The sequence below is a fragment of the Rhodococcus sp. IEGM 27 genome (assembly GCF_033142305.1).
In the GTDB taxonomy this organism is placed as follows: Bacteria; Actinomycetota; Actinomycetes; order Mycobacteriales; family Mycobacteriaceae; genus Rhodococcus_F; species Rhodococcus_F oxybenzonivorans.
This window is the reverse complement of record NZ_JAWLSG010000006.1, coordinates 334,179-357,572: the sequence shown is the minus strand read 5'-3', so window position 1 is coordinate 357,572 and position 23,394 is coordinate 334,179. Positions and strand designations below refer to the sequence as shown.

24 protein-coding genes are annotated in these 23,394 nt (G+C 67.2%); 20 read left to right on the top strand and 4 right to left on the bottom strand.

The features are described 5' to 3' along the window. Position 1 precedes the first annotated feature (1 nt). The 4 genes from R4P95_RS22520 to R4P95_RS22505 are packed head-to-tail and all read left to right on the top strand — an operon-like array spanning position 2 to position 4,702. Positions 2-784, top strand: coding sequence for an SDR family oxidoreductase (locus R4P95_RS22520; protein WP_317745329.1), 783 nt, complete (start codon positions 2-4; stop codon positions 782-784). Then, a complete protein-coding gene (locus R4P95_RS22515) occupies positions 777-2,426 on the top strand; it encodes a thiamine pyrophosphate-binding protein (RefSeq protein ID WP_317745328.1) in 1,650 nt (549 codons plus the stop codon). The genes R4P95_RS22520 and R4P95_RS22515 overlap by 8 nt, the downstream gene beginning before the upstream one ends. Continuing rightward, the gene (locus tag R4P95_RS22510; RefSeq protein WP_317745327.1) at positions 2,423-3,553 is read left to right on the top strand and encodes an FAD-dependent monooxygenase; all 1,131 of its coding nucleotides are present in this window, start codon (positions 2,423-2,425) and stop codon (positions 3,551-3,553) included. The genes R4P95_RS22515 and R4P95_RS22510 overlap by 4 nt, the downstream gene beginning before the upstream one ends. Next, positions 3,554-4,702: an MBL fold metallo-hydrolase gene (locus R4P95_RS22505; RefSeq protein ID WP_317745326.1), complete on the top strand. Its 1,149-nt coding sequence runs from the start codon at positions 3,554-3,556 to the stop codon at positions 4,700-4,702. It abuts the gene before it with no gap. Positions 4,703-4,729: 27 nt separating this feature from the next. Here the strand turns inward: R4P95_RS22505 and R4P95_RS22500 are convergent, their stop codons facing one another. Further along, positions 4,730-5,479, bottom strand: coding sequence for an IclR family transcriptional regulator (locus tag R4P95_RS22500; RefSeq protein ID WP_317745325.1), 750 nt, complete (start codon positions 5,477-5,479; stop codon positions 4,730-4,732). Positions 5,480-5,717: 238 nt separating this feature from the next. Here R4P95_RS22500 and R4P95_RS22495 point away from each other — a divergent pair, with 238 nt between their 5' ends. The 14 genes from R4P95_RS22495 to R4P95_RS22430 all read left to right on the top strand — a co-directional run bounded on the left by R4P95_RS22495 (position 5,718) and on the right by R4P95_RS22430 (position 19,576). Next, the gene (locus R4P95_RS22495) at positions 5,718-6,752 is read left to right on the top strand and encodes an NrtA/SsuA/CpmA family ABC transporter substrate-binding protein (RefSeq protein ID WP_213574851.1); all 1,035 of its coding nucleotides are present in this window, start codon (positions 5,718-5,720) and stop codon (positions 6,750-6,752) included. Positions 6,753-6,757: 5 nt separating this feature from the next. Continuing rightward, complete coding sequence (locus R4P95_RS22490; protein WP_317745723.1) at positions 6,758-7,609, top strand: ABC transporter permease; 852 nt, start codon at positions 6,758-6,760, stop codon at positions 7,607-7,609. Beyond that, positions 7,606-8,412, top strand: coding sequence for an ABC transporter ATP-binding protein (locus tag R4P95_RS22485; RefSeq protein ID WP_317745324.1), 807 nt, complete (start codon positions 7,606-7,608; stop codon positions 8,410-8,412). The genes R4P95_RS22490 and R4P95_RS22485 overlap by 4 nt, the downstream gene beginning before the upstream one ends. After that, positions 8,409-9,452: an ABC transporter substrate-binding protein gene (locus R4P95_RS22480; RefSeq protein ID WP_317745323.1), complete on the top strand. Its 1,044-nt coding sequence runs from the start codon at positions 8,409-8,411 to the stop codon at positions 9,450-9,452. The genes R4P95_RS22485 and R4P95_RS22480 overlap by 4 nt, the downstream gene beginning before the upstream one ends. Further along, the gene (locus R4P95_RS22475; RefSeq protein ID WP_317745322.1) at positions 9,449-10,549 is read left to right on the top strand and encodes an LLM class flavin-dependent oxidoreductase; all 1,101 of its coding nucleotides are present in this window, start codon (positions 9,449-9,451) and stop codon (positions 10,547-10,549) included. The genes R4P95_RS22480 and R4P95_RS22475 overlap by 4 nt, the downstream gene beginning before the upstream one ends. After that, the gene (locus R4P95_RS22470) at positions 10,546-11,700 is read left to right on the top strand and encodes an LLM class flavin-dependent oxidoreductase (protein WP_317745321.1); all 1,155 of its coding nucleotides are present in this window, start codon (positions 10,546-10,548) and stop codon (positions 11,698-11,700) included. The genes R4P95_RS22475 and R4P95_RS22470 overlap by 4 nt, the downstream gene beginning before the upstream one ends. Continuing rightward, positions 11,697-12,404 (top strand): class II aldolase/adducin family protein, encoded by a 708-nt coding sequence (locus R4P95_RS22465; protein ID WP_317745320.1) that lies wholly within the window; start codon positions 11,697-11,699, stop codon positions 12,402-12,404. The genes R4P95_RS22470 and R4P95_RS22465 overlap by 4 nt, the downstream gene beginning before the upstream one ends. Positions 12,405-12,444: 40 nt before the next feature. Then, positions 12,445-13,386, top strand: a complete 942-nt coding sequence (locus R4P95_RS22460; protein WP_317745319.1) for an ABC transporter substrate-binding protein — start codon at positions 12,445-12,447, stop codon at positions 13,384-13,386. Positions 13,387-13,497: 111 nt separating this feature from the next. Beyond that, the gene (locus R4P95_RS22455; RefSeq protein ID WP_317745318.1) at positions 13,498-14,232 is read left to right on the top strand and encodes an MBL fold metallo-hydrolase; all 735 of its coding nucleotides are present in this window, start codon (positions 13,498-13,500) and stop codon (positions 14,230-14,232) included. A gap of 131 nt (positions 14,233-14,363) precedes the next feature. Beyond that, positions 14,364-16,505, top strand: a complete 2,142-nt coding sequence (locus R4P95_RS22450; RefSeq protein WP_317745317.1) for a catalase — start codon at positions 14,364-14,366, stop codon at positions 16,503-16,505. Positions 16,506-16,646: 141 nt separating this feature from the next. Further along, positions 16,647-17,606: a PDR/VanB family oxidoreductase gene (locus R4P95_RS22445; RefSeq protein ID WP_317745316.1), complete on the top strand. Its 960-nt coding sequence runs from the start codon at positions 16,647-16,649 to the stop codon at positions 17,604-17,606. A 12-nt stretch (positions 17,607-17,618) separates the two neighbouring features. Further along, positions 17,619-17,834: a recombinase-like helix-turn-helix domain-containing protein gene (locus R4P95_RS22440; protein ID WP_159918720.1), complete on the top strand. Its 216-nt coding sequence runs from the start codon at positions 17,619-17,621 to the stop codon at positions 17,832-17,834. A gap of 2 nt (positions 17,835-17,836) precedes the next feature. Further along, positions 17,837-18,868 carry an aromatic ring-hydroxylating dioxygenase subunit alpha gene (locus R4P95_RS22435; RefSeq protein ID WP_317745315.1) on the top strand — a complete coding sequence of 344 codons (1,032 nt, stop codon included), beginning with the start codon at positions 17,837-17,839 and terminating at the stop codon, positions 18,866-18,868. Between the two features lie 42 nt (positions 18,869-18,910). Further along, positions 18,911-19,576, top strand: a complete 666-nt coding sequence (locus R4P95_RS22430) for a TetR/AcrR family transcriptional regulator (RefSeq protein ID WP_249354113.1) — start codon at positions 18,911-18,913, stop codon at positions 19,574-19,576. A gap of 36 nt (positions 19,577-19,612) precedes the next feature. On the opposite strand, the gene R4P95_RS22425 is transcribed toward R4P95_RS22430, so the two are convergent. Together R4P95_RS22425 and R4P95_RS22420 are read right to left on the bottom strand one after the other, a co-directional pair. Further along, the gene (locus R4P95_RS22425) at positions 19,613-20,140 is read right to left on the bottom strand and encodes a MarR family transcriptional regulator (RefSeq protein WP_317745314.1); all 528 of its coding nucleotides are present in this window, start codon (positions 20,138-20,140) and stop codon (positions 19,613-19,615) included. 138 nt (positions 20,141-20,278) lie between these two features. Further along, the gene (locus R4P95_RS22420) at positions 20,279-20,644 is read right to left on the bottom strand and encodes a RidA family protein (RefSeq protein ID WP_109325915.1); all 366 of its coding nucleotides are present in this window, start codon (positions 20,642-20,644) and stop codon (positions 20,279-20,281) included. Between the two features lie 102 nt (positions 20,645-20,746). Here R4P95_RS22420 and R4P95_RS22415 point away from each other — a divergent pair, with 102 nt between their 5' ends. Beyond that, positions 20,747-21,391: a UdgX family uracil-DNA binding protein gene (locus R4P95_RS22415; protein WP_317745313.1), complete on the top strand. Its 645-nt coding sequence runs from the start codon at positions 20,747-20,749 to the stop codon at positions 21,389-21,391. A gap of 113 nt (positions 21,392-21,504) precedes the next feature. After that, entirely contained in the window at positions 21,505-22,422 is a 918-nt protein-coding gene (locus R4P95_RS22410) for an NADP-dependent oxidoreductase (protein WP_213577424.1), read from the top strand. Positions 22,423-22,454: 32 nt separating this feature from the next. On the opposite strand, the gene R4P95_RS22405 is transcribed toward R4P95_RS22410, so the two are convergent. Beyond that, on the bottom strand, positions 22,455-23,393 hold the full coding sequence (locus tag R4P95_RS22405) for a CopD family protein (protein ID WP_317745721.1): 939 nt from the start codon (positions 23,391-23,393) through the stop codon (positions 22,455-22,457). Position 23,394: the final 1 nt, after the last annotated feature.

The window sequence follows — 23,394 nt, the reverse complement described above, 5'->3', positions numbered from 1 at the left end:
CGTGGACCTGCAACTGAAAGACCGCACCTACCTGGTGACCGGTGGAAGCTCGGGAGTCGGGCTCGCCACCGTCGCGATGCTGCTCGAGGAAGGTGCCAACGTCGTCACCTGCGCGCGCGACCGCGACCGGCTCGACTCCGTCATCGCACCGCTGCCCGGCAGCGACCGCGTCCTCACCGCGTCCTGCGACGTCCGGGACCCGGCCGCGGTCGCCGCACTCGTCGAGGCGGGGGTCGATCGGTTCGGCGGACTCGACGGTCTGGTCAACAACGCAGGCAAGTCCCGCATGGTCCCGCGCGGCGAGGCAACCCTCGACGACTGGCGCGACGAACTCGACCTCAAGTTCTCCAGCGTCCTCAACACCGTCGAGGCGGCCCTGCCACTGCTGCGCAAGTCCGACGCCGCGGCCATCGTCAACATCTCGGCGGTGCTCGCGCGGCAGCCCGAGCCGCGGCTGGTCACCACCAGCGCCGCCCGGGCGGGACTGCTGAACCTCAGCAAGTCGCTGTCGCTGGAACTTGCGGCCGACGGCATCCGCGTCAACTCGGTGTCGCTGGGACTGGTCGACACCGGCCAGTGGCGGCGCCGCTACGAGGAATCCGGCACCGACGCCACCTTCGCCGAATGGGAGGCGGAGATCGCCCAGGACCGCGGCATCGGACTCGGCCGGTTCGGCCGCGCCGACGAGGTGGCGGCCATGATCGTGACCCTGCTGTCTCCCCGCTCGTCCTATGTGACGGGCACCAGCCTCGACGTCTGCGGAGGCGTCGCCCGTTATGTCTGAGAGGAACACCATGTCCGTAGGAAATGGGGGCGACCTGCTCGTCCAGGTGCTGCGCGAGGCCGGTGTCGACACCGTGTTCGGCATCGTGAGCGTCCACAATCAGCCCCTGGTGCAGGCGGTCAGCAAGCACCTGCGGTTCGTGCCGGTCCGGCACGAGGCCACCGCGGTCAGCGCGGCCGACGGGTATGCCCGGGCCACAGGGGGACTCGGCTGCGCCCTGACGAGCACCGGCACCGGTGCCGGCAACGCGGCGGGGTCGCTGATCGAATCGCTTAGTGCCGGAACGTCGGTGCTGCATGTGACGGGCAACGTCGAGAGCCGGTTCCTCGGCTCGGGTCGCGGGTTCATCCACGAGACCAAGGATCAGCTGGGGATGCTGACGGCGACGTCGAAGCATGCCGCCACCATCGTCGACACCGACAGTGCGGGAAAGACGTTGCGGGAGGCGGTCGCTCAGGCTCTGGCAACGCCCGGCGGTCCGGCGAGCATCGAGTGGCCGATCGACCTGCAGTACGCCGAGCACGACATCGACGTGGTCGAGCAGGAGTCGGAGAGCGCCCGGACCCCCGACGCCGACGAACTCGCTGCTGCACTGTCGTTGCTGGCTGCGGCCGAGCGCCCCGTCATCTGGGCCGGCGGCGGCGTCGCACGAGCCGGTGCCGAGCTGACCGAACTGGTGGAGCGGTGGGGAGTCCCGTTGCTCACCAGCAACTCCGGGCGCGGCGCCGTGCCCGAGGACCATCCGCTGTGCATCGGCAACTACGGCAACACCCCCGTGGGGCGCGAACTCCTCCAAGACGCCGACCTGCTGCTGTCGCTGGGCACCCACTTCCGGTCCAACGAGACCGGCGACTACTCCATGCCCGTCCCCGCCGTGCACGTGCAGGTAGACGTCGATGCCGCCGCGATCGGCCGTGTGTACCCCGCACAGGCCGGGGTAACCGCCGACATCGGAACGTTCCTGCGGACACTCACCGATTTGGCTCCGGTCGACGCCGCCTGGACCGAACGTGCCCGCACCACCCGTGAACTCGTCCGCAGCAAACAGCGCGCCGGACTCGGCGATCACGCCGTACTGTGCGACGCCGTGCGTGCCGCGTTCCCACAGGATTCCGTCATCGCCCGCGACGTCACCATTGCGTCGAGTTCCTGGGGCAATCGGCTGCTGCCGATGTTCGACCCCAAGTCCAACGTTTTCCCCCGCGGCGGCGGCATCGGGCAGGGTCTGGGCATGGCCATCGGCGCGGCACTGGCCGACGAAACCCGGCCCACCCTGGCGCTCGTCGGCGACGGCGGCCTGGCCGTCCACTTCGGTGAGATCCTCACCATGGCGCAGGAGAAGCCGTGGCTGGTGCTCCTGGTTTTCAACGACGGCGGCTACGGCGTGCTCCGCAACATGCAGAAGGGCGGCGGTGACGACACCTACGCCGTCGACCTCGTCACACCCGACTTCCCGCTGCTCGCCCAGTCGATCGGGGTGCCGTACCTGCGGATCGGCGGTGCCGCCGAAGCCCACGCCGTGCTCGAGGACGCGGTTTCACGCCAGGCGCCGGTGATCGTCGAGGTGGACCTCGCCGCGTACGGCGACATGCCTGCACCATTCACACCGCCCGTCACAGTGCCCGGAAAGGACGTCAAATGACCACGGTCGCGGTGTGCGGTGGCGGAATCGGGGGACTGGCCACGGCCATCGCTCTTCGCGAGCTCGGCCTCGATGTCACCGTGTATGAACAGACGAAGCAGTTCGCGCGCGTCGGCGCCGACATCAACCTCACCCCGAACGCGGTCCGCGCACTCGACGGACTGGGCGTGGGTGCGGAAATCCGCGAGTCCGCCGCCCGGCCCCAGTTCCGGCTCAGCCGAACCTGGGACACCGGAGTCGAAACCTCGCGGCTACCGATGGGTGATACAGCGGAACAGCAGTACGGTGCACCGCAGTTGACGATGCACCGCGGCGACCTCATGACCGCCCTCGAGAATCGGCTGCCCTCGGGTGTCGTGGAAATGGGCCGGCGGGTCAGCGGCGTTGGTGACGGTCGAATCGAGTTTACCGACGGCAGTACGGTTTCCGCAGATGTGATCGTGGGTGCCGATGGCATCCACTCCGCGGTCCGGACCGCTCTCCTCGGACAGGAGCAGCCGACGTTCACCGGAGTCGTGGCGTTCCGCGCCGTCGTCCCCACCGACCGCGTCGGCGACCTCCCGAACCTCGACTGCTTCACCAAGTGGTGGGGGCCGGATTCGTCGACGCAGATCGTCACCTTCCCCCTCAACCAAGGCAAGGACATCTTCGTCTTCGCCACCTGCGGTCAGGAGGAGTGGACCGAGGAATCCTGGACCACCCCGGGTTCGGTCACGGAGCTGCGGGAACTGTACCGCGGCTTCCACCCCGAGGCACGAGCCCTGCTCGACGCCTGCGACGACGTCCTGAAATCGGCTCTCTACGTTCGTGACCCGCTGGAGTCGTGGACGGACGGAACCTCGGTGCTCCTCGGCGACGCGGCACATCCGATGATGCCGTTCATGGCACAGGGCGCCGGCATGGCCATCGAAGACGCCGTCGTACTGGCCCGCTGCCTCGGCATGTTCGACGAACCCGCGGTCGCGCTGCAGACCTATCAGGACACCCGCTTGCAGCGCACCTCACGCATTCAGCGCGGCTCCCGGTCCAACGAATGGCTGAAGGTCGCGGGCAACGGCGACTGGGTATACGAGTACGACGCCTGGCGGGTGCCGCTCGAGTCGGCCGCCGTGCGGGCAGGAGCGTGAATGGAAACATCACGGCGGCACCAGATCTCCAGACGAGGTGCACTGGCTCTGTTGGGCTCCGCTGCGGCGGCCGTCGCAGCGACGAGTTGTGCGTCACACACCTCGGACGCGCAGCCGAGTGGTGCGACGCCACCGGACGCCTACGAGCTGTCCGGCGACGTCGACGGATACACAACGAAGCTGATTCTCCTGGGAACAGCGGCGGGACCCATTGCGGTACCCGGGCGTAGCGGCACAGCCAGCGTGCTCGTCGTCGGGGGCAGGCCGTATCTCATCGATGCGGGTCCGTGGTCGAGTCGAAAGTTGATCCAGGCAGGTATCGATGCGGATTCTCTGGGTGGAGTGTTCATCACACACATGCACAGCGATCACATTGCCGACCTGTTCAACGTCTTCTGGCTCCCTGGCGGCACTCCGTCGTACACCTTCCGCAACGTCGTGCCGGTGTACGGTCCTGGGTCAGCGGGAAAGCTGCCCGTCCCGCGTGGTGGCGCGAGCATCCCCGTCCAGAGTCCCGGTGCGCCGGCACCCGGCCTGACCCAGCTGTTCTCCGGAGTACTCGACGCGTACGCCTACGACATCAACATTCGCAATGCCGAGAAGGGTGCGCAGTCCGATTACGGGCAGCGGCTCACCCTGCATGACGTATTGCCCCCGGCGTCGGCGGGTGCGTCCGCCGACAACACGTCGCCGGACATGGAGCCGTTCCCCGTATTCGAAGACGACCGGGTGCGTGTCACCGCGACGCTGGTGCCACACGGGCCCGTCTTCCCGTCGTACGCGTACCGTTTCGACACCGAGGACGGAGCGGTGACGTTCTCCGGTGATACCGCGAAGTCACCCAACGTGGTTCGGCTCGCGACGGGATCCGACATCCTGGTCCACGAGGTGATCGACGTCGATTTCTACGCCGCCACCTCCGGTCCCGCCCTCGTCGAGCACATGATTCACGCACACACCACCGCTCAGGACGTAGGACGTGTCGCGGCCGAAGCAGGAGTCCGCCAGGTGGTGCTCTCGCACATCGGACCGGGCGACCCCCGTCAGGTCATCGACGATCAATGGACCAGAGGCGTGTCATCGACGTACTCCGGCACCGTGACCGTCGGGCACGACCTCGTGCAGATCGGCGTCGGGCAGCGCCGCTGAGCGATTCTTGTCTGCCACCCTGCCCTCTCACAACAGAACGGCGGCGATCTCCCCGGCTGTGACGCGGGCGAGTTCCACGAAGAACGGTATGCGTTGGTCGATCATGAGCTCGGTGGGTCCGCGCAGTCCGAGAGCGAACCGGACGACCCCGTCGGAGTCGCGTATCGGCAACCCGATGGTGCGGAAGTCTGGGGTCAGCTCCTCGTCGTTGAAACCGTATCCACGCTCACGGGTGCGGTGCAGTTCCTCTCGAATTCCGGCGACGTCCGTGATAGCGCGGGACGTGGTGGCCGTCCGCGGTAGCGAGGCGAGTTCGGCGTCGTCCGTGTCGGACCACGCGAGGAAAACCTTGCCCAAGGCGCTGGCGTGCAGGGGAAGCCGGACACCCTGCAGCACGTGCCCGTCACTTTCCCGCCACCGACTGAAGCCCAAGAGCACGACCTCGTGACCGTGCCGCATGGCCAGTGAGGCGGACGCCCCCGTGGTGGCCGCCAACTGCTCGAGATAAGGCTCGGACAGATAGATGCGGTGCTGCCGGTAAGAAATCTGACCGTACGCGGCCAGGGCACTTCCCAGGCGGTACCGGCCCGACGTCGCATCCTTGTCGAGGAAGCCGGCATCGACCAGGGACTGAAGCAAGCGATGGGTGGTGCTCACCGCGAGGTCCTGGCGCTTGGCGATCTCCGATACGCCCAGCTCCTCACCCCCGCCGAAACAGGAGAGCATCGTCAGGGCCCGCGACACCGTCCGAACTCCCACAGCACGTGAGTCGGTCACCAAAGGTCCTTTCGTCGGCCGGAACGGCGTCCCGGGCAGAAGGCACCATACTTTCCGCCTGCCGGAAAACGGTGGGGATCGTGTGTGCCGAATCCCCAGCGCACGCCGGTGAACTGGGTTTCCGGAACTTGTCAAGGTTTCCGATCTGTAGAAAACAAACAGGGGGAAATCGGAGGCGGGGGACATAGCGTCAACGGTCGTCACACCTGACGATTCATCCGTTGAAGGAGTTCCCCACATGTCCCGCTTACGCCGACTGCCACGAGCCGCCGCAGCGCTCGCCATGATCCCGCTGGCCGGGTTGGCGGTGGCGTGTGGGTCTTCCGAGGAGCCCGGAGGAGCCAGTGCCGGTGCGGACGTCACTCTGAAGGTCTTCGATCCGGGCAACTCGGGCGCCATCGCTGTCGGAAAGCGCGACGGAACCTACGACGAGGCCCTGGCACCGCTCGGTGCGAAGATCGAATGGGTCAAGACCACACCCGGATTCAGCTCCAACCTCAAACTTTTCAACACCGGTGAACTCGACATCCAGACCGGCGCGTACAGCCCGGTCGTGGGGGCGCTGTCCAAGGATGTGGGCGTGCGAATCTTCGCGACCTCCGACCCGTACAACAAGGATCAGGCAGGCATCATCGCCCGGCCCGAATCCGGGATCACGACGGTCGCGGATCTCGCCGGGAAGCGGATCGCGGTGAACCCTGCCGGTAAGGGCGAGTACATCACCCTGAAGGCGCTGACCCAGGCGGGCGTTCCCATCGACTCCGTCGAGCGGGTGCCGTTGCAGCAGGCCGACGCCGCGTCGGCGTTCTCCACCGGGCAGGTCGACGCCTGGGCGTCGTTCCTGATCCCGTACCAGGAGGCGAAGGCGAAGGGGGCGGTCGAAATCACCACCGAGGCGGGCATCGGCTCGGTGGACAGCACCATCATCGCCGGCCGTACCGAGGTGCTCGAGGAACATCCCGAGGTGGTCGCGAAGTTCCTTGAAGTGACGCAGCAGCTCACGGAGAAGCAACGCCAGGATCCTGCGTCGTTCGAGAACGTCTTCGAGAAGACCGGGCCGCGGGCGCTCTCGGGTCAGCGACTCGACGACGCGATCGAGCTGGGCGGCCGCATCACCAACTTCCGGTACCCGACGGCCGCCGATGCCGCCGACCTGGAGTCCATCGCGGCGTTGTTCGCCGAGAACGGAGTCATTCAGCGGCCACTGAAGGGCAGTGACGTCATCTTCGATCTCCCTGCCGCACTCGACAGCGCGTCGGCCGAGGGTAAGTGAGTTCGGTGGTGACCCTGACGGAACCCGCGCGCGACACGGCGCCGGGAACCCTGACACTGGAGACACCCCTCTATCGCCGCACCCGGGAACGGCCCCGGTGGATCTCGATTCCCCTCCGTTTCCTCGTCCCCGCGCTGCTCGTGGCCGGGTGGTGGATCGGGTCTTCCACCGGCATCCTCAGCCCCGAGATCCTCGCCGGACCGCCGGCAGTGTGGCTGGCCTTCGCGGAGCTGTACGAGTCCGGCCAGCTACTCGACTTCGGTATCGCGTCGCTGCAACGCGCGGCGCTGGGTGTGGGCTGCGGCGTCGTCATCGGGCTCGTGCTCGGAGTGCTGTCCGGACTCTCCGCGCTCGGTGAGGAGCTCATCGACTCCACGATGCAGATCAACCGGGCGGTGCCGTTCCTCGCGCTCGTTCCGCTGTTCATCGCGTGGTTCGGCATCGACGAGACGTTCAAGGTCGTCCTCATCACCGTGGCGACCCTTGCTCCGATGTACGCGTACACCTACCTCGGAGTGCGCGGCGTCGACCGCAAGATGGTCGAGGCCGCCCGCGGGTTCGGACTCACCGGCTGGCGGCTGGTGTTCGGCGCAATCCTGCCGACCGCACTGCCCGGAGTGCTGATGGGGTTGCGTATCTGCCTGTCGCTCAGCATCACCGGGCTCATCGCCGCCGAACAGGTGGGCACCCGCGAAGGCATCGGGTACCTCGTCACCCTCGCGCAGGAATACAACCGCACCGACTACATGGTTCTGTGCATCGTGTTGTATGCGGTTCTCGGTTTGATCTTCGACGCCGTCGTCCGGGTGATCGAGAAGTTCGCGATGCCGTGGCGGCAACTGTCGGTGACCCGATGAACACCACCGAGGCGCCGTTGCCGCCGCTCGCCCCCCGCGAACGCACCGCGACCACCGCAGCGGAACGACGAGCCGGCTCGCCACTAGCCGTGTCGCTGAAGGGTGTGCGGAAGTCGTTCGGCGACAAGCACGTACTCGCCGGAATCGACCTCGAGATCACCCGCGGCGAGTTCGTGGTCCTGCTCGGCCCGAGCGGTACCGGCAAGACGACACTCCTGCGACTGCTCTCGGGGCTCGAGCCACCGGACAGCGGCGACGTTCTGGTACCGCGGCAACGCACGGTGGTGTACCAGGAACCGCGACTGATCCCGTCCAAGCGTGTCCTGGCGAATGTGTCGGTCGGGCAACGTCGGTCACGCGTCACCCGCGAAAATGCCCAGCGTGCGCTGGCCGAAGTCAATCTCGGTGACAAACAGCGTGCCTGGCCCGCCACCCTGTCGGGCGGCGAAGCGCAACGGGTCGCACTCGCCCGTGCCCTGGTCCGCGAACCGGAACTGCTGCTGCTCGACGAGCCCTTTGCCGCGCTGGACGCGTTGACCCGGTTGCAGATGCAGGACCTCGTCGGTGACCTGGTGGCCCGTCACCGCCCGGCCGTTCTGCTCGTCACGCACGACGTCGACGAAGCGGTGCGGTTGGCCGACCGGGTACTGATCCTCGACAACGGCGGCTTCGCGATGGACGTCGACATCGATCTCCCGCGTCCGCGGGACAGAAACGATCCCGACTCGCTCCGCTACCGCGCGACCTTCCTCGCCCAACTGGGAGTGGGACGCCATTCCCCACCAGATAAGGACAACTCATGACTGTGACGACCGGACCTGCGCTCGACACCCTCTGGTACACCCGCTGCCCGGTACCCACGGCGAGCGGCCTCGCGAACAATCTCGGCTGGCTCGGGCGGACCGCGGACGCCGCCGGGGTCGGTTTCGGTGTCCTGCAGGACGCTGGTCCCGAACTGGCCGTGCGACATTTCGATCACCGACTGCCAGGCCTCATCCGTGAAGGCGGCAACGTTCCGGCCCTCGCCGCACGCGCCGAAGGTTCACCCACCCGGCTGATCGGACTCACCTGGATCGACGAGGCGCAGGCGATTCTCGTGCGCCCGGAGTCCGGCATCCGCGCGGCCGCCGACCTGGCCGGGCTGCGGGTCGGCATCCCCGCCTGGGCCGCCGACCGGGCGCGGAGCTTCCCGCGTGCGATGGCACTGCACGGCGTCGCCTCCGCGCTGCGCCTCGGCGGGCTCTCCTTCGCGGACGTGAAGCTGGTGGAAGTTGCGACGACGGCGGCTCCGCAGGTGCGCACCGCCAATCCCGACCGCAACACCACCTGGGGCATCGAATCACTGCTGGCGGGTGATGTCGATGCCGTGTACGTCAAGGGCGCCCGCGCCCAGGACGTGGCTCGGCAGCACGGGCTGGTCGTCGCGGTCGACCTCGATTCCGCTGCCACGCTGCGGGATCGGGTGAACAACGGCACCCCACGCCCGGTCACCGTGCACGCCGACCTCCTCGAACACCGCCCCGACATCGTGATCGGCTTCCTCGCCGAGAGCCTGCGTGCCGCGGACTGGGCGGCGGCGAACGTGGAACAGGTACGTGCCATCTTTCAGACCGAGACACAGTCCGGGCCGGAAGGCGTTGTCGCGGCGTACGGCGAGAACTTCCACGAAGGGCTCCACCTGAACCTGTCCGAGGAGCGGGTCGACCTTCTCGGCGTCCAGAAACAGTTCCTGTACGCCCACGGCTTCCTCGCCAGCGATTTCGACCTCGAATCCTGGGTGGCGCGCGAACCCCTCGAGCAGGCCACGGCACAGCTCGCCGCGGAGAAGGAGCCCACGACGTGACGGACTTCTACTGGGAGTTACCGTCCCGCGGTGACGGACGCCGGGTCGCATCCGAGCTGAACACTCGCGGCGGCTTCGGGGCCGATCGTCGGGCGACGGTCGCCACCGACCTGCGCCCGGGCAAGCTCGGGCCCTTCGACGAACTCGCCCAGGTGATCCACGCCGCGGAACTGTCGGGAGTCGACGGAGTGATCGCTCCCTACGACCCGTCGGGCGAAGAATCCTGGGTGGTGGCCGCGGCGGCACTGCGGCAGACCCGGCACGCGCGGGTCGCGGTCGAATTCCATCCCGCATTCGGCACTCCGGTGTACGCGGCGAAGATGTCCGCGACCCTGCAGAGGCTTTCCGGTGGACGGCTCGAGTGGCGACTGAAGGTCGAGACCGACCCGGCCGACGCCCGCGCCCGCGGCGACCGGGTGACCGGTCGGGACCGTTACGCGCGTGCGGACGAGTTCCTGACCGTGGCTCGCGGCGTGTGGAACGACAGCGAGGTCCTTCCGGGCGGATTCGGTGGCACCGGATACGAGTTCGCCGGGAACCACTACGACGTGATCGACGGCGGATTCCGCGGCATCCTCTCCGGACTGTCCTTCCCCGTCGTGCACCTCATCGGGAATTCGGACGAGGCTGTGACGTTGTCTGCCAAGCACGGTGACGTCCACCAATTCGTGCTGACCGACACCGGGCACGAGACATCCGCGCGCACCCTGGCCGACCGTGCACTCGAGCACGGCAGGTCGGTGCGAAAGCTGTTGCGGCTGCCGATCATCGCGCGGGAGACGACGGACGAGGCGTGGGCGCGCGTGGAACGGCTGTGGCGGGAGGCGCACCCGGACGGTGTGAACGGCGACAGCCGCGCTCTCGCACGCGAGAACTCCCAGTGGTCGGGGTTCGACCGCCTCGGCTACGACCAGCCCATCGGCCTGATCGGCAGCTATGAGGACGTGGCCCGCGAGTTGTCGTCGTTCCGGCATATCGACGGCTTCGTCCTCACCGGCCGACCACACATCGAGGAACTTCACCGGGCGGGCGAACACCTGCTCCATCTCGTCGACCCCGCCGGACGCACCCTCGCCGGTCAGGAGGCACACGCATGAGTATCGACTTCTACTGGCGCATAGGCATGGAGGGCGACCACGCGTCACTGCGCACCCCCCGGCGCTACAACCGTGGCGATGCGGGCGGATACGGTCCCGGCAACATCGCGCCGGCGATCCGGAACGGTAAACTCGACGGATACGGGTACATCGACCACATGGCGGCCGTCGCGAAGGCGTCCGAGTCTGCCGGCTTTCTCGGCGGGCTGCTGCCGTCGTTCCCCATGACGGACGATCCGTGGGCCACCGCGGCCGCGCTGGCCGCCGAGACCACCACGTACCGTTTCATGGTCGCCTTCCAGCCCGGGTTCCTCCACCCCCTGCAAGCGGCGAGGATGTCGGCAAGCCTGCAGCGGGCCACCGGTGGGCGACTGGTCTACAACATCATCAGCGGCGGTGGCGGTGCCCCGCAACTGTGGTGGGGTGACAAGGTCGATCACGACGACCGCTACACCCGGACCTCGGAGTTCCTCGACGTGCTCCGGGGCGTGTGGGACGGACGTCCGTTCGATTTCGACGGCCGCTTCTTCCGCACAGAGGGCGCCGCCCTGCCACCCGGCCTCGCCGGCCAACCGTTTCCCGAGGTGTACTTCTCCGGTTCCTCCGGCGCCGCGGTTGCTGCCGCGGGAAAGCACGCGGACTACTACCTCTCCTGGCTCGAGCCGTACGCCGACCTGCGAGCCAAGTTCGACGGTGTGCGTGAGCATTCCGCGAAGCTCGGCCGCACACCGAAGTTCGCGGTGCGCATCGACGTCGTCGCTCGTCACACCGAGGAGGCCGCCTGGGCCGAGATCGAGAAGGGCTGGGCGTTCGTCGACAAGGGTGCCGCCGACCGTGCGGCGCAGGGTGATTCCGTCGGTGCGGCCCGCATCAAGGGGTGGGTGCCCGAACACATCACCGGGTACCGCGATCTCGAAGTGCAGCCGAACGTGTGGTGCGGGTTCAGCCTCATCCGCGGCGGCCCGGCGTTCGGACTGGTCGGCAGCTACGAACAGGTCGCCGAACGTCTCGACGAACTGCGTGCGCTCGGCGTGGACGCCTTCATCCTGGCCGGCAATCCTCACCTCGAGGAGGCATACCGCGTGGGTGAAGAAGTTCTTCCCCTCCTGCAACGCCAACCACTTCCCACTTCCGGACAGGACACACCATGACTACAACCGAAAATCGCGTGAACTCCGACGTCACTACCTTCGTGGAGGCAGCGCGGCGCGACGCAGACAAGGCTTTCGTCGTATTCCGGAGCACCGGTACCGTGTCGGCCAACGGCACCGTCAATTTCGTCGAACGGGTCCCGGGCACCGAGATCGCGGTCGCGCTGAACGATCCCGGTCCGTGGGCTGATGATCCCCATGTGTCGCCGGTCGTGGCGACCTTCGACGGTGACGTGCTGTCGGGTAACGGTTCCGCTGGATTCGTCACCGGCTACGCCGCCGTCTTCCGGCAGCATCCCGAGATCACCAGCGTCGTCCACATCCACACCCCGTGGCTCGGCGGCTGGGCGCAAACCCACCGCACCTTGCCGATCCGGTACGCGGCGTCACAGCGACTGACGCTCTCGCGTGAGATTCCGCCGCACATCGATCGTTCGCAGTCGGCCGGCGACTTCATCCTCGAACGCCTGCAGGACGACCCGGACCTCGTGGCCATCTTCGAGGCCAACGGCGGTGTGAACGTGATCGGCCGCAGCGGCCTGCTCGAGCTCGCAAAATTCGTCGTTCTCCTCGAAGAGGGCGCACAATTCCAGGCCATCGCCGAATCTCTCGGCGGTTCTGTCGAATTCGACCCCTCGAACCTCGCCGTGCAGTGGGGACGCTCGAACCTCGCCGACGAGGCCCGCCGACGCGGCCTCCTCTGATGTCCTCACCTTCCTCAACCGAACAGAACAGGTAACGGCCATGACAGTCCGTGTCGGATACTTCCCGCACAACAACTCGCTCTTCGTCCTGCGGCACACCGGAATCCTCGAGCGTCGGTTACCCGACGTCGAATGGGTGGATCTGCGCGACCTTCCGTCGAAGCCGCCCGTCGATCCCACCAACGCCCTTCCGACCCTGCATTCCGACTGGCTGTTCGAGGACGGCGGATACGACGTCATCGGCACCGGCTTCACCCCGCCGATCACCGGCCTGGCGCACGACCGTGACCTCGTCTACATCGGCATCTCCGGGCCCCGCATCGAGAACGGCCGCCTCGTCGTGAAGGCGGAGTCCGGCATCGACGCCGTCGAGGATCTTCGCGGAAAGCGCGTCGGCATCGCACACGGCTCATGGCAGACGACGCTGCTCCTGTTCGCGCTCGACCGGGCCGGGCTCACCTGGTCCGACATCGTTCCCGTTGACACCGACGTGCGCGGAGGCGGCGCCGAACTCGTCAACGGAACCATCGATGCGTGGGTCGGAGCATACCCGGGGCTGGCGGAGATCGAAGCCGAGCACGCACTGCGCACGCTCGTCGAAACGGACGGACTCTTCAGCCACCCCTCGCTGTGGTTCACCCGCCGCGACTTCGCGGAAAACAACGCCGAACAGCTGCGGGCCGTCGTCGAGGCGCTGCAGGAGTCGGACGCCTGGATCGAGGCACACCCACGCGAAGCGGCGCAGTTCTTCGTCGAGGACGTCGAGCGGCGCGGCGGCACCGCCAGTCTCGATGCCTGGGAAGCGGCGCTGCGCGGCCGGCCCTTCGGCATCCACCCGGTGACCGACGAATTCCTGGACGAACAGCAACACGCCGCCGATCTCCTGCTGGCCAACGGACTCCTCCCGCGGTCGATCCGGGTCCGCGATGCCGTGGTCCCGGAGATCGGCGAGGTGGTCGCCGCCGATCGCGCCGCCGTGTAGGCGGGGCGACCTAGGCCAAGAGTCGGCGAGTCGTGCCGGTTCCCTTGTCTCCGCGAACGGGGAGGGGGAGGGTGGTGTTCCAGGACACCGTCACCCTTGCGGAGGCCGGACATGGACACCACGATCACCGAGATCGCACCCGACATCTACCGCATGTCGACGTACATCGACGAGGCGAACCTGATCATGAACCAGTTTCTCCTCGACGGTGAGGAACCGCTGCTCTTCCACACCGGACAGCGGTTCCTCTTCCCCTCGGCATCCGAGGCGGTCGCTCGGTTGATCCCACTCGACCGATTGCGATGGATCACGTTCGGCCACGTCGAGGCCGACGAGTGCGGCGCGATGAACTCGTGGCTGGGGGTGGCGCCGCACGCCGAGGTCGCGCACGGGGCGATGGGCTGCTTCGTGCAGGTGAACGACCTGGCCGACCGCATGCCGCAGCCCCTCGACGACGGCGACGTCCTCGAGACGGGGACGCGGCGGGTGCGTCACATCGACACCCCGCATGTCCCGCACGGTTGGGATGCGGGACTCATGTTCGAGGAGACGACGTCGACCCTGTTCTGCGGAGATCTGTTCACCGCGTTCGGTCATCACCCCGCCCTGACCGAAGAGGAGTTACTCGGTCCGGCACTGGAGGGTGAGGACAACGGGAGGGCGACGTGCCTGACACCGGCGCTCGAACCGACCATCCGCGCGCTGGCGGACCTCGAACCCCGAACCCTGGCACCCATGCATGCACCGGCCTTCACCGGCGACTGCGTCCAAGCGCTGCACGACCTCGCCTCCGCCTACGAGCAACGGTTCGAAGCCGAACGCGAACGGTACGCCGGCCGGCACTGACCCCGCGTCCCACGGGTGCGACCAGGGGATGGGTTGCGAGGCTCCCGTCTGGGCACTCTGCATCGAGAGCGGCGCCGTACAACAGCGATGCGGCACCGGCCTTGCTCGAGCGACAGCGAAGGGGAACTTACGTGTCCGAGAAGAAGCCGCTGATTCCAGGAACACCCGGATCGGGAACACCGTCGGTCGACGAGCCGACCGAGCCCAGAGAGCCGCTTCCACCGAAATCCGATCAGCGGTCGCCTGCATTGCGGACCGCGACGGGTGAGCCCGTCAAGGGTGCGGAGACGGCGAGGGGACAGAAGGGCGAGTACCTCACGACCGCGCAGGGGGCGCGTCTGTACGACACGGACCACTCGCTCAAAGCGGGGAAGCGGGGACCGACCCTCCTTCAGGATCACCATCTGCGAGAAAAGATCACCCATTTCGATCACGAACGGATTCCCGAGCGGGTCGTCCACGCCCGGGGCGCTGCTGCGCACGGTGTGTTCCGCGGCTACGGCGCCGCCGAGCCGATCAGTAAGGCCGCCTTCCTCGGCAAGGACGTCGAAACTCCCGTCTTCGTCCGGTTCTCGACTGTTCTCGGCTCGCGTGGTTCGGCAGACGCCGTCCGGGACACCCGTGGTTTCGCCACCAAGTTCTACACCAGCGAGGGCACCTTCGACCTGGTGGGAAACAACATTCCGGTCTTCTTCATCCAGGACGGAATCAAGTTCCCGGACATCATTCACGCCGGCAAACCGCATCCCGACCGCGAGATTCCGCAGGCCCAGAGCGCCCACGACACCTTCTGGGACTTCGTGTCCCTCCACACCGAGGCGACGGCGCACACGCTGTGGAACATGTCCGACCGGGGCATCCCGCGGTCGTATCGGATGATGGAAGGCTTCGGCGTCAACACCTTCCGCATGATCAATGCAGACGGCGAGAGCACTCTGGTGAAATTCCACTGGAAGCCGAAGCTGGGCGTGCACTCGCTGGTCTGGGAGGAAGCGCAGATCATCAACGGCATGGACCCCGACTTCCATCGACGCGATCTGGCCGATGCGATCGAAGCCGGTGCCTACCCGCAGTGGGAGCTGGGAATCCAGGCGTTCCCGGACACTCCCGACCAGATGTTCGACGGAATCGATCTCCTCGACCCCACCAAGATCGTGCCGGAAGAGTTGGCTCCGGTGCAGCCGATCGGCGTCATGACGTTGACGGCGAACCCGACCAACTTCTTCGCCGAGACGGAGCAGGTGGCGTTCCATCCCGGCCACCTCGTTCCCGGCATCGACGTGACCGACGATCCGCTGCTGCAGGCCCGGTTGTTCTCGTATCTCGATACACAGATCAGCCGCCTCGGTGGCCCCAACTTCGGGCAGATACCGATCAACCGTCCCCACACCGAGGTCAACGACATGCTGCGCGACGGCATGCACCAGACGGGAGTGCACCCCGGGGTCGCGCCGTACCGGCCCAATTCGCTCGACGGGGGTTGCCCGTTCCTGGCCGGAGCGGACACCAGTGCCTTCGTCGAGGTGCCGGTGCCGATGCCGGAGTCGACGAAACTCCGGGGCGCCCCCGCGAGTTACGACGACCACTTCTCGCAGGCCCGGCTCTTCTACGCCAGCCTCACCGACATCGAACGCGCCCACGTCGCGCAGGCGTACACGTTCGAACTGGGGAAGTGCTACGAGCAGGCCATCAAGGAGCGGACACTCCGCGTTCTCGCCGAGATCGATACCGGCCTGTGTGCGGAGGTTGCTGCCGGCCTCGGACTCCCGGCCCCCGAGCCGACCGTCGCCCACGAGGCGCCGCCGATCGTCAGCCCCGCGCTGTCCCAGGTGGGCGCCGAGTGGCCGGTCGACGGCCGGATCATCGGCATCGTCGCGGACGAGACGTCGGACCTCGCCGAGGTGGCCGCCGCCGTAAAGAAGATCGATGCGGGCGGGATGGTTCCGCTGGTCATCGGACCCCACGGCGGTGAACTCGGGTCGGGGAAGGAGGCGGTACCGGTGTCGCGCACGTTCCTGACGATGCGTTCGGTGGAATTCGATGCGATCCTCCTCGCCGCATCCCCGTCCGATCCTCGGCTTCTGGTGCTCGTCTCCGAGGCATTCCGTCACTGCAAGGCGATCGGCGGGTGGCCTGCCGGCCGCGATCTGCTCGTCAGCGCCGGCATCTCGGCCGATGTCCCCGGAATCGTCGTGGCGGACGAGACCGAGGAGCTGCTCGACGGCATGACGACGCTGATGCGGTCGCACCGGGTGTGGGAGCGGACCGTCTGATCGACAGCAGTACCAGGTGACCCGGCCCTACGGCCGGGTCACCGCTCGTTCGTAGGAACGAAATTCCTGCAACTGTGGCGCACGATACATCTTAGTGCTAAATTATTGAGCACTAAGGAAATGCCGAGTGCAGGAGTATCGATGACAACAGACGCAGACACCATCCCCATGATGGTCCGTCAGATGCGGGTCGAGTCCTCGGGCGTCGTCTCGCTCCGCCTCGAACGGCCCGACGGCGGGGCCGTCCACGAGTGGACCCCGGGTGCCCATCTGGATCTGCACCTGGGCGCCGGCACCGTGCGGCAGTACTCCCTCTGCGGCGATCCCGACGACAAGACCGGATACCGAGTCGCGGTCCTGCACGAGGCACACGGTCGCGGCGGATCCCGGCACATTCACGAGACGCTGCGTCCCGGCGACACCGTCCACGTGAGCCCACCGCGAAACAACTTCGAATTCCTCCCCTCTCCCCGCTACCTGTTCGTCGCCGGTGGAATCGGGATCACACCGCTCCTCGCGATGATCGGCGAAGCCACGCGGATGGGCGCCGACTGGGAACTGCACTACGGCGGACGCTCCCGCGCGTCGATGGCGTTCCTCGACGAACTGTCCGCGCACGGCGAACGGGTGCAGGTCGTCACCGAAGACGTGGACGGCATCCTCGACCTGAACGCTCTCCTCGGCGAGGTTCGCGAAAACACCCTCGTCTACGCGTGCGGACCCGAGGGCCTGCTCGCCGCCCTCGAGAACGTCGCCTCCGCGTGGCCCGAAGGGTCCATTCAGCTCGAACGTTTCAAAGCCAAGGAAATACCCGCCGACACGCTGGCCGGTGACCGGCCGGTCCGGGTCGTCTGCGAGCGGTCGGGCATATCCACCACCGTCGCCGCCGACAGGACCGTCCTCGACGCGCTCGAGGAAGCCGGTGTCGACGTCCCCAACTCGTGCCGGGAGGGCATCTGCGGTACCTGCGAAACCCGTGTCCTGTGCGGCACCCCCGATCACCGTGACTCGCTGCTCTCGAGCGCCGAGCAGGAGTCCGGCACAACCATGATGATCTGCGTTTCCCGCGCCCGCTCCGACGAGCTCGTGCTGGACCTCTAGAAGGGAAGAACCATGAGTCTTTACCTGCAACCACGGCAGGCCGGCACGGCGGGCCCCACTCCGTACGAGCTCAAGCTTGCCGGTGCCATCGAAGAGGTCTTCGGTACCGGTGTGCACCACCTCGAGGGATTGGTGAAGGGGTTGAACGACCTCGGTATCTGCAGCCCGAGTGGGGAACCGTGGACCCCCGACACGTTCACGGACGAGATGCGACGGATGGCGGCCTGAACATGGTGAATCGACTGAACAAGACGGCACTGACCGGCGACGAAATCTTCGCCACCGGCATGCGGAACCAATGGCACGCGGTCTGTCCCTCGGACTTCGTCGCGCGTGGCGACATGAAGAAGGTGCGACGCCTCGGCGAGGACTGGCTTCTGTTTCGTCAGTCCGACGGAAGCCTCCGCATGCTCGCCGACAGGTGCCCGCACCGCGGAGCACCGCTGTCGCAGGGACAGCACCTCGGTGACCGGGTTGCCTGCAAATATCACGGGGTCCAGGTCGACGGCGGCGGAACCGTCGTGTCCGTGCCGGGAATGCCCGGGTGCAATCTCGAGGGCAAGCGGCTCGTCACCAGCCTCCCGGTCCGTGAGGTGGCCGGCGCCGTCCTGGCATGGTTCGGCACCGATCCGGACGCCGAACCGGGTCCCCTCGAACTCCCCGAACGCCTCGTGGACGACGGTATTTCCCGTTTCCTCTGCTACGCCGAATGGAAGGCGCCCTGGCGCTTCACCCTCGAGAACCTCCTCGATCCGATGCACGGCGCGTTCCTGCACCGCGAGTCGCATTCGATGTTCGGCGGGGAAACGTCCGCCAAGTTCCGCATCCGGGAAACCGATCGCGGGTTCTTCTTCGAGAAGACCGACCAGCGCGGCGTGAACTTCGACTGGGTGGAATTCTGCCGGACCGGAGTCGACTGGGTCGACCTGGAAATCCCGTACCCGCCCACCGCAGGCCCCGGCGGATCGTTCGGCATCGTCGGGATGGGAACACCCATCGACGCCGAGACCACCGCCGTCTTCTTCTGGCGGTACCGCCGGGTGGAGGGCTGGGAGCGCGACGTCTGGCGCTTCCTCTACCGCACGAAACTCGAGGAGCGGCACTGGGCGGTTCTCGAACAGGACCGTGTCATGCTCGAGGCGATGGCCGCCGACGCCGACCAGGCCGAGAACCTCTACCAGCACGACCTCGGGGTCATCCGCCTGCGCCGTCTCTACCGGAGCCAGGCCGTAGCGCAGGCGGAGGCGCTCGCTGGAGCGTAAGGTCGCGCGGGTTGACTTGAATGAAGTGTCAACCAAGAATGTGTGACGGCCGACACGTCGGGAGCCGGCCGGTACGAGGAGGCGCGAGCGGTGCACGAAAACGACGGCGTTGCGGATCGGTGTGCGTTGATCGAGGCGGCGGGTCGTTGCTTCGCGGAGCTCGGATACGACAAGACCACGGAGGCGGTCATCGCGGAGAACGCCGGCAGGTCGGTGACAGACTTCCGTCGGCACTTCCGGTCCACGAAGGACGCATTTCATGCGGTTTCCGCCGCCGTGTTCGAGAAGTTCCTCGAAGCGCAGCGCACCGCGGTACCGCCGGACGCGGACCCTCGTACCGTGCTGGGCGCGGCCACTGCCGCATTCATCGACACCGTCTACAGCGTCGGCCGGCTCTTCACCCTTATCGAAGCGCGGGCGGCCGTCGACCCCGTGGTCGGTGAGCAGCTGTTGCAGGCGCACACCCGGATCCTGGCCCGGTACACCCGCTTCATCGAAGGGCTGGACGAGGCCGGGATCGCACGGCCCTGCGCCGAGGCCGCCCAGCTCGCCCGCAAACTGTCGGACGCGCAGTGGCGGGGAGCCGCCCACCTGATCGGCGCCTCCCCGGACGAGCAACGTCGGTTCATCGTCGAGATGACGGCCGCAGCCGAACGCTTCATCGGCTTCGACTGCGACACCGGACTCGTCGAGAGGCCGGCCTGCTGAACCAGGTCCCGAGGTGAGGGGCGTCTGGTTGTCTCCCTAGGTGAGGGGCGTCTGGTTGTCGACGATCGAATGTTCGAGTTTGCGGAGCAGTTCCGCGAGGGACGCCTGATCCTTCGCGGACATACCACTGAGAATTCGCGCCTCGTTCGCGAAGTGTGCCTCCGCCACCTTCTCGATCACCCTAAGGCCCTCGTCGGTGAGCTGTGCGTACACGATCCGGCGGTCTTCCGCGTCCCGCTCACGCTCGACGAGACCCGCCTTCTCCAGTCGGTCGACACGGAGGGTCACGCCGCCCGTCGTCACGAGAGCGGACTCCGCCAACTGCCCGGATGTCATCCGGTAGGGCGGACCCGAACGCCGCAGCGCGGCGAGCACATCGAACGACGCCATGTTGATGCCGTGCTCTTCGAACACGACAGCCAGCGAGGCCTGGTAACGCAGGTACGAACGGTGCAAGCGGCCCAGAACCTTCAGTGGACTCACATCCAGTTCAGGCCACTGGCGTGCCCACTGATCGACGATGTCGTCGACGGCGTCACGGTCGGGAACCGGGCGTTGCGTCACCGGGGCACCTCCTGAACTTTGTGGTCCTGAACTGTTGAGTCCCAAGGTATCGGATTGCCGGGAGGAGGGGACGCGCCGCGGGTCCCCGTCCGGTGTATCGAGGACGGGGACCCGCGGTCGTCTGGTCGAGGGAGTCGCTCAGCGGCCACCGACTGCGGCGACGGCATCGATCTCGGCGATCGCGCCGTACGGGAGGCTGCTCACCTCGAGGAAGGTGCGGGCCGGGCGCGGTTCGTCGAAGATGCGCTCGAACTGCCGGTTGGCCTCTTCACGCAGGGTCAGGTCGGTGACGTAGTAGGTCAGCTTCACGACGTCCTGAAGCTGTCCACCCACGGTGGCGAGGCGATCGACCATCCTGTCCACGGCGGCGTCGAGAGCTTCGGTGCGCCCGGGTACGGCAACGCCCTCGGCGTCGACGGACAGGGCACCAGAAACGAAGGCCAACCCTCCCGCGACCACGGCCGGGCTGTAGGGGTGATGGGCGGAGACTTCAGTCATGGACATGGGGACTCGCTTTCGAAGTAGGCGTCGATTCAGTATATCTTAGCGCTAAACTAATTGGCAGGTCCGGCGAATGAATACCCCTCCCGCGGGTACTCGACCCGCATGCCACGAGCCACGAAGCAGTCGGCAGCGCCGTTCGTGCCCGACACCGTCGACCTCGACGCGTTGTCGGACGCCGCCGGCGGATGCCGCGGCTGCGATCTCTACCGCGACGCCGAGCAGACCGTCTTCGGCGCCGGCAAGCGCTCCGCCCGGATGATGCTCATCGGCGAACAACCGGGGGATCAGGAGGACCGCGCGGGGCAACCGTTCGTCGGGCCCGCGGGCAAGCTGCTGAACAAGGCCCTCGAAGCGGCGGGCATCGACCGGGATCTCACCTACGTCACCAACGCGGTCAAGCACTTCAAGTACGTACCCGCCGAACGCGGTCAGCGCCGCATCCACAAGAAACCGAACCGCACCGAAATCGTGGCGTGCAGGCCGTGGCTCGTCGCCGAGCTGCACGCGGTACAACCCGATGTCCTGGTGTGCCTCGGCGCCACCGCCGCCCAGGCGCTGCTCGGACCGGCGTTCCGGCTCACCGAGCATCGCGGGGAGCGGCTGCATCTCGACGGTGAAGTGGACGTCGCCGGCGATCCCGACGTCTTCGTGACCATCCACCCGTCCGCCGTCCTGCGCGGACCGGATCGAGACGAGGCGTTCTCCGGACTCGTCGAGGATTTGAAGAAGGCCGCCCTTGCCCTGTGAGGGCCCTGCCGTGAGTACTTATTAACAACCCGTTGTCGATAAATACTCACAGGGGTAGGCGAGCGACCGCCCTGCGAGACAACATGGTGGTTATGACGAATCCGAAGCAGACCATGAAGGCCGTCTCCTACTCCTCTTACGGTGGTCCCGACGTACTCGAAGTGGTCGACGTTCCCGTTCCGGAACCCACGGGGAACCAGGTGCGCCTCGCTGTCCGCGCCGCCGGGGTGAACCCGATCGACTGGAAGGTCCGGTCGGGTTCGATGGCCGAGGTGATGTCGGTGCAGTTTCCGAAAGTTCCGGGCAGTGAGGTGGCCGGCGTCGTCGATGCCGTCGGTCCGTCTGCGACCGGAGCTGTGGTCGGGGACGAAATGTTCGGCTGGTCCGACACCGGCGGTTACGCCGACTACGTGCTCGCCACCGTCATCGTCCCCAAACCGCGCGAATTGAGCTGGACGGACGCCGTCACGATCCCGGTGGCCGGGGAAGCCGCCGATCGCGGACTTCGACTGCTCGACCTGCGTGAGGGCGAGACACTCCTGGTGAACGGAGCGTCGGGAACAGTCGGAACCCTGGCCGTCCAATTGGCGCGGCAACGAGGAGTCACGGTGATCGGCACCGCCAGCGAACGCCACCATGACGCACTCCGCGCACTGGACGTCGTCCCGACGACGTACGGTGACGGCTTGGCCCAGCGGGTGCGTGAACTCGCACCGCAGGGTGTCGACGCCGTCCTCGATGCCGGAGTCGGGGGGCTGCCGGCCGCAGTCGAGCTGCGCGGCGGTACCGAGCGGATCGTGACGTTGTCCGACGGGGCGGCCTTCGAGCTCGGTATCACCTTCTCCTCCGGCACCTCCGACGACTGGAGCGCCGAAATCCTGCGACGCCTCGGTAGTGCGGCCGCGGCCGGCGCACTGGCACTGCCACCCGCCCGCACCTTTGCCCTCGCCGGTGCTGCGGACGCCCATCGTGAGAGTGAAAAGGGCGGCAGCCGGGGGAAGCTCGTTCTGACCCCTGTGAGTACTTATTAACAACAGGTTGTTGATAAGTACTCACAGGGGGGTCAGGCAGTGGTGGCGAGGGCGGCGGCGAGACCGAAGGCCACCGCCATCGCCACCACCTCGACTGTGGCGCGCCGCAAGGAGTCGTCTGCGCTCATCCGGTGCGCGGCGGCTCGGCCGACCCAGGTGCGACGCCACCACCACCCCAGTGCGAGCAGTGCCGCGAGCATCACGGCCTTGGCGACCACGATGCGGCCGTAGCCGGTGTCGGTCAGGGCCGACACCCCGCCCAATCGGACAGCAGCGTCCACGACACCGGTCAGGGTGAGCAGACACACGCACCACACCGCGACGTCCGAGTACCGGGGCAGCCACCTCGACCAGTCCCCCCGTGAACGGAGCGTCAGTGCCAAGGCGGTCAGCAGACCGAACCAGGTGGCGGCTGCCAGGGCGTGAAGGGCGTCGAGTACCGAACCGAGTACCTGCTGCGACATGTGCCCGGTGACGGGGCGCGCGACGATGGCGAAGGCCGTCAAGACAGCGACCGCAACGGGAAGACGAGCCCCGGGATGCCGGAACGCGAACAGCGACCATGCGGTGACCGCTGCAGTGCACGCGAAGACGGCGAGGTCGATACGTCCGGCACTGATGTCGGTGACGTAGGCACCGAACCGGCCGACCGTCAATCCGGACAGGGGGAGGGCGTCGGCTTCCGCCGCCGTCATGGCGAACACGACCGCCTCGGCGGCCATCCACGATCCGGCCACGGCCGTCAACAGTCGCCACAGGTTGGCGTCCTGCACGAGGGGACGGATGTCCGTCCGGCCCCACCACCCGAGTGCGGCCAGTCCCAGGACCACCGACCCCAGGATCAGGCACAGAGCCCGCACAGCGCTCGAGGGGCTGGGGTCTTCCGGTCGAGCCAGCGCCCACCCACCGGCAACACCCACGAGCGAGGTGGGCACGGCGAACAGCAGCCACCACTGCCGCACCGTGCCCACC

What these genes read in the sequence shown, in the direction of transcription:
- R4P95_RS22455 (WP_317745318.1), top strand. Translation starts at nt 13,498, where the DNA reads ATGGACACCACGATCACCGAGATCGCACCCGACATCTACCGCATGTCG.
- R4P95_RS22440 (WP_159918720.1), top strand. Translation starts at nt 17,619, where the DNA reads ATGAGTCTTTACCTGCAACCACGGCAGGCCGGCACGGCGGGCCCCACT.
- R4P95_RS22465 (WP_317745320.1), top strand. Translation starts at nt 11,697, where the DNA reads ATGACTACAACCGAAAATCGCGTGAACTCCGACGTCACTACCTTCGTG.
- R4P95_RS22470 (WP_317745321.1), top strand. Translation starts at nt 10,546, where the DNA reads ATGAGTATCGACTTCTACTGGCGCATAGGCATGGAGGGCGACCACGCG.
- R4P95_RS22460 (WP_317745319.1), top strand. Translation starts at nt 12,445, where the DNA reads ATGACAGTCCGTGTCGGATACTTCCCGCACAACAACTCGCTCTTCGTC.
- R4P95_RS22415 (WP_317745313.1), top strand. Translation starts at nt 20,747, where the DNA reads ATGCCACGAGCCACGAAGCAGTCGGCAGCGCCGTTCGTGCCCGACACC.
- R4P95_RS22435 (WP_317745315.1), top strand. Translation starts at nt 17,837, where the DNA reads ATGGTGAATCGACTGAACAAGACGGCACTGACCGGCGACGAAATCTTC.
- R4P95_RS22510 (WP_317745327.1), top strand. Translation starts at nt 2,423, where the DNA reads ATGACCACGGTCGCGGTGTGCGGTGGCGGAATCGGGGGACTGGCCACG.
- R4P95_RS22420 (WP_109325915.1), bottom strand. Translation starts at nt 20,644, where the DNA reads ATGTCCATGACTGAAGTCTCCGCCCATCACCCCTACAGCCCGGCCGTG.
- R4P95_RS22445 (WP_317745316.1), top strand. Translation starts at nt 16,647, where the DNA reads ATGACAACAGACGCAGACACCATCCCCATGATGGTCCGTCAGATGCGG.
- R4P95_RS22480 (WP_317745323.1), top strand. Translation starts at nt 8,409, where the DNA reads ATGACTGTGACGACCGGACCTGCGCTCGACACCCTCTGGTACACCCGC.
- R4P95_RS22410 (WP_213577424.1), top strand. Translation starts at nt 21,505, where the DNA reads ATGAAGGCCGTCTCCTACTCCTCTTACGGTGGTCCCGACGTACTCGAA.
- R4P95_RS22515 (WP_317745328.1), top strand. Translation starts at nt 777, where the DNA reads ATGTCTGAGAGGAACACCATGTCCGTAGGAAATGGGGGCGACCTGCTC.
- R4P95_RS22485 (WP_317745324.1), top strand. Translation starts at nt 7,606, where the DNA reads ATGAACACCACCGAGGCGCCGTTGCCGCCGCTCGCCCCCCGCGAACGC.
- R4P95_RS22505 (WP_317745326.1), top strand. Translation starts at nt 3,554, where the DNA reads ATGGAAACATCACGGCGGCACCAGATCTCCAGACGAGGTGCACTGGCT.
- R4P95_RS22495 (WP_213574851.1), top strand. Translation starts at nt 5,718, where the DNA reads ATGTCCCGCTTACGCCGACTGCCACGAGCCGCCGCAGCGCTCGCCATG.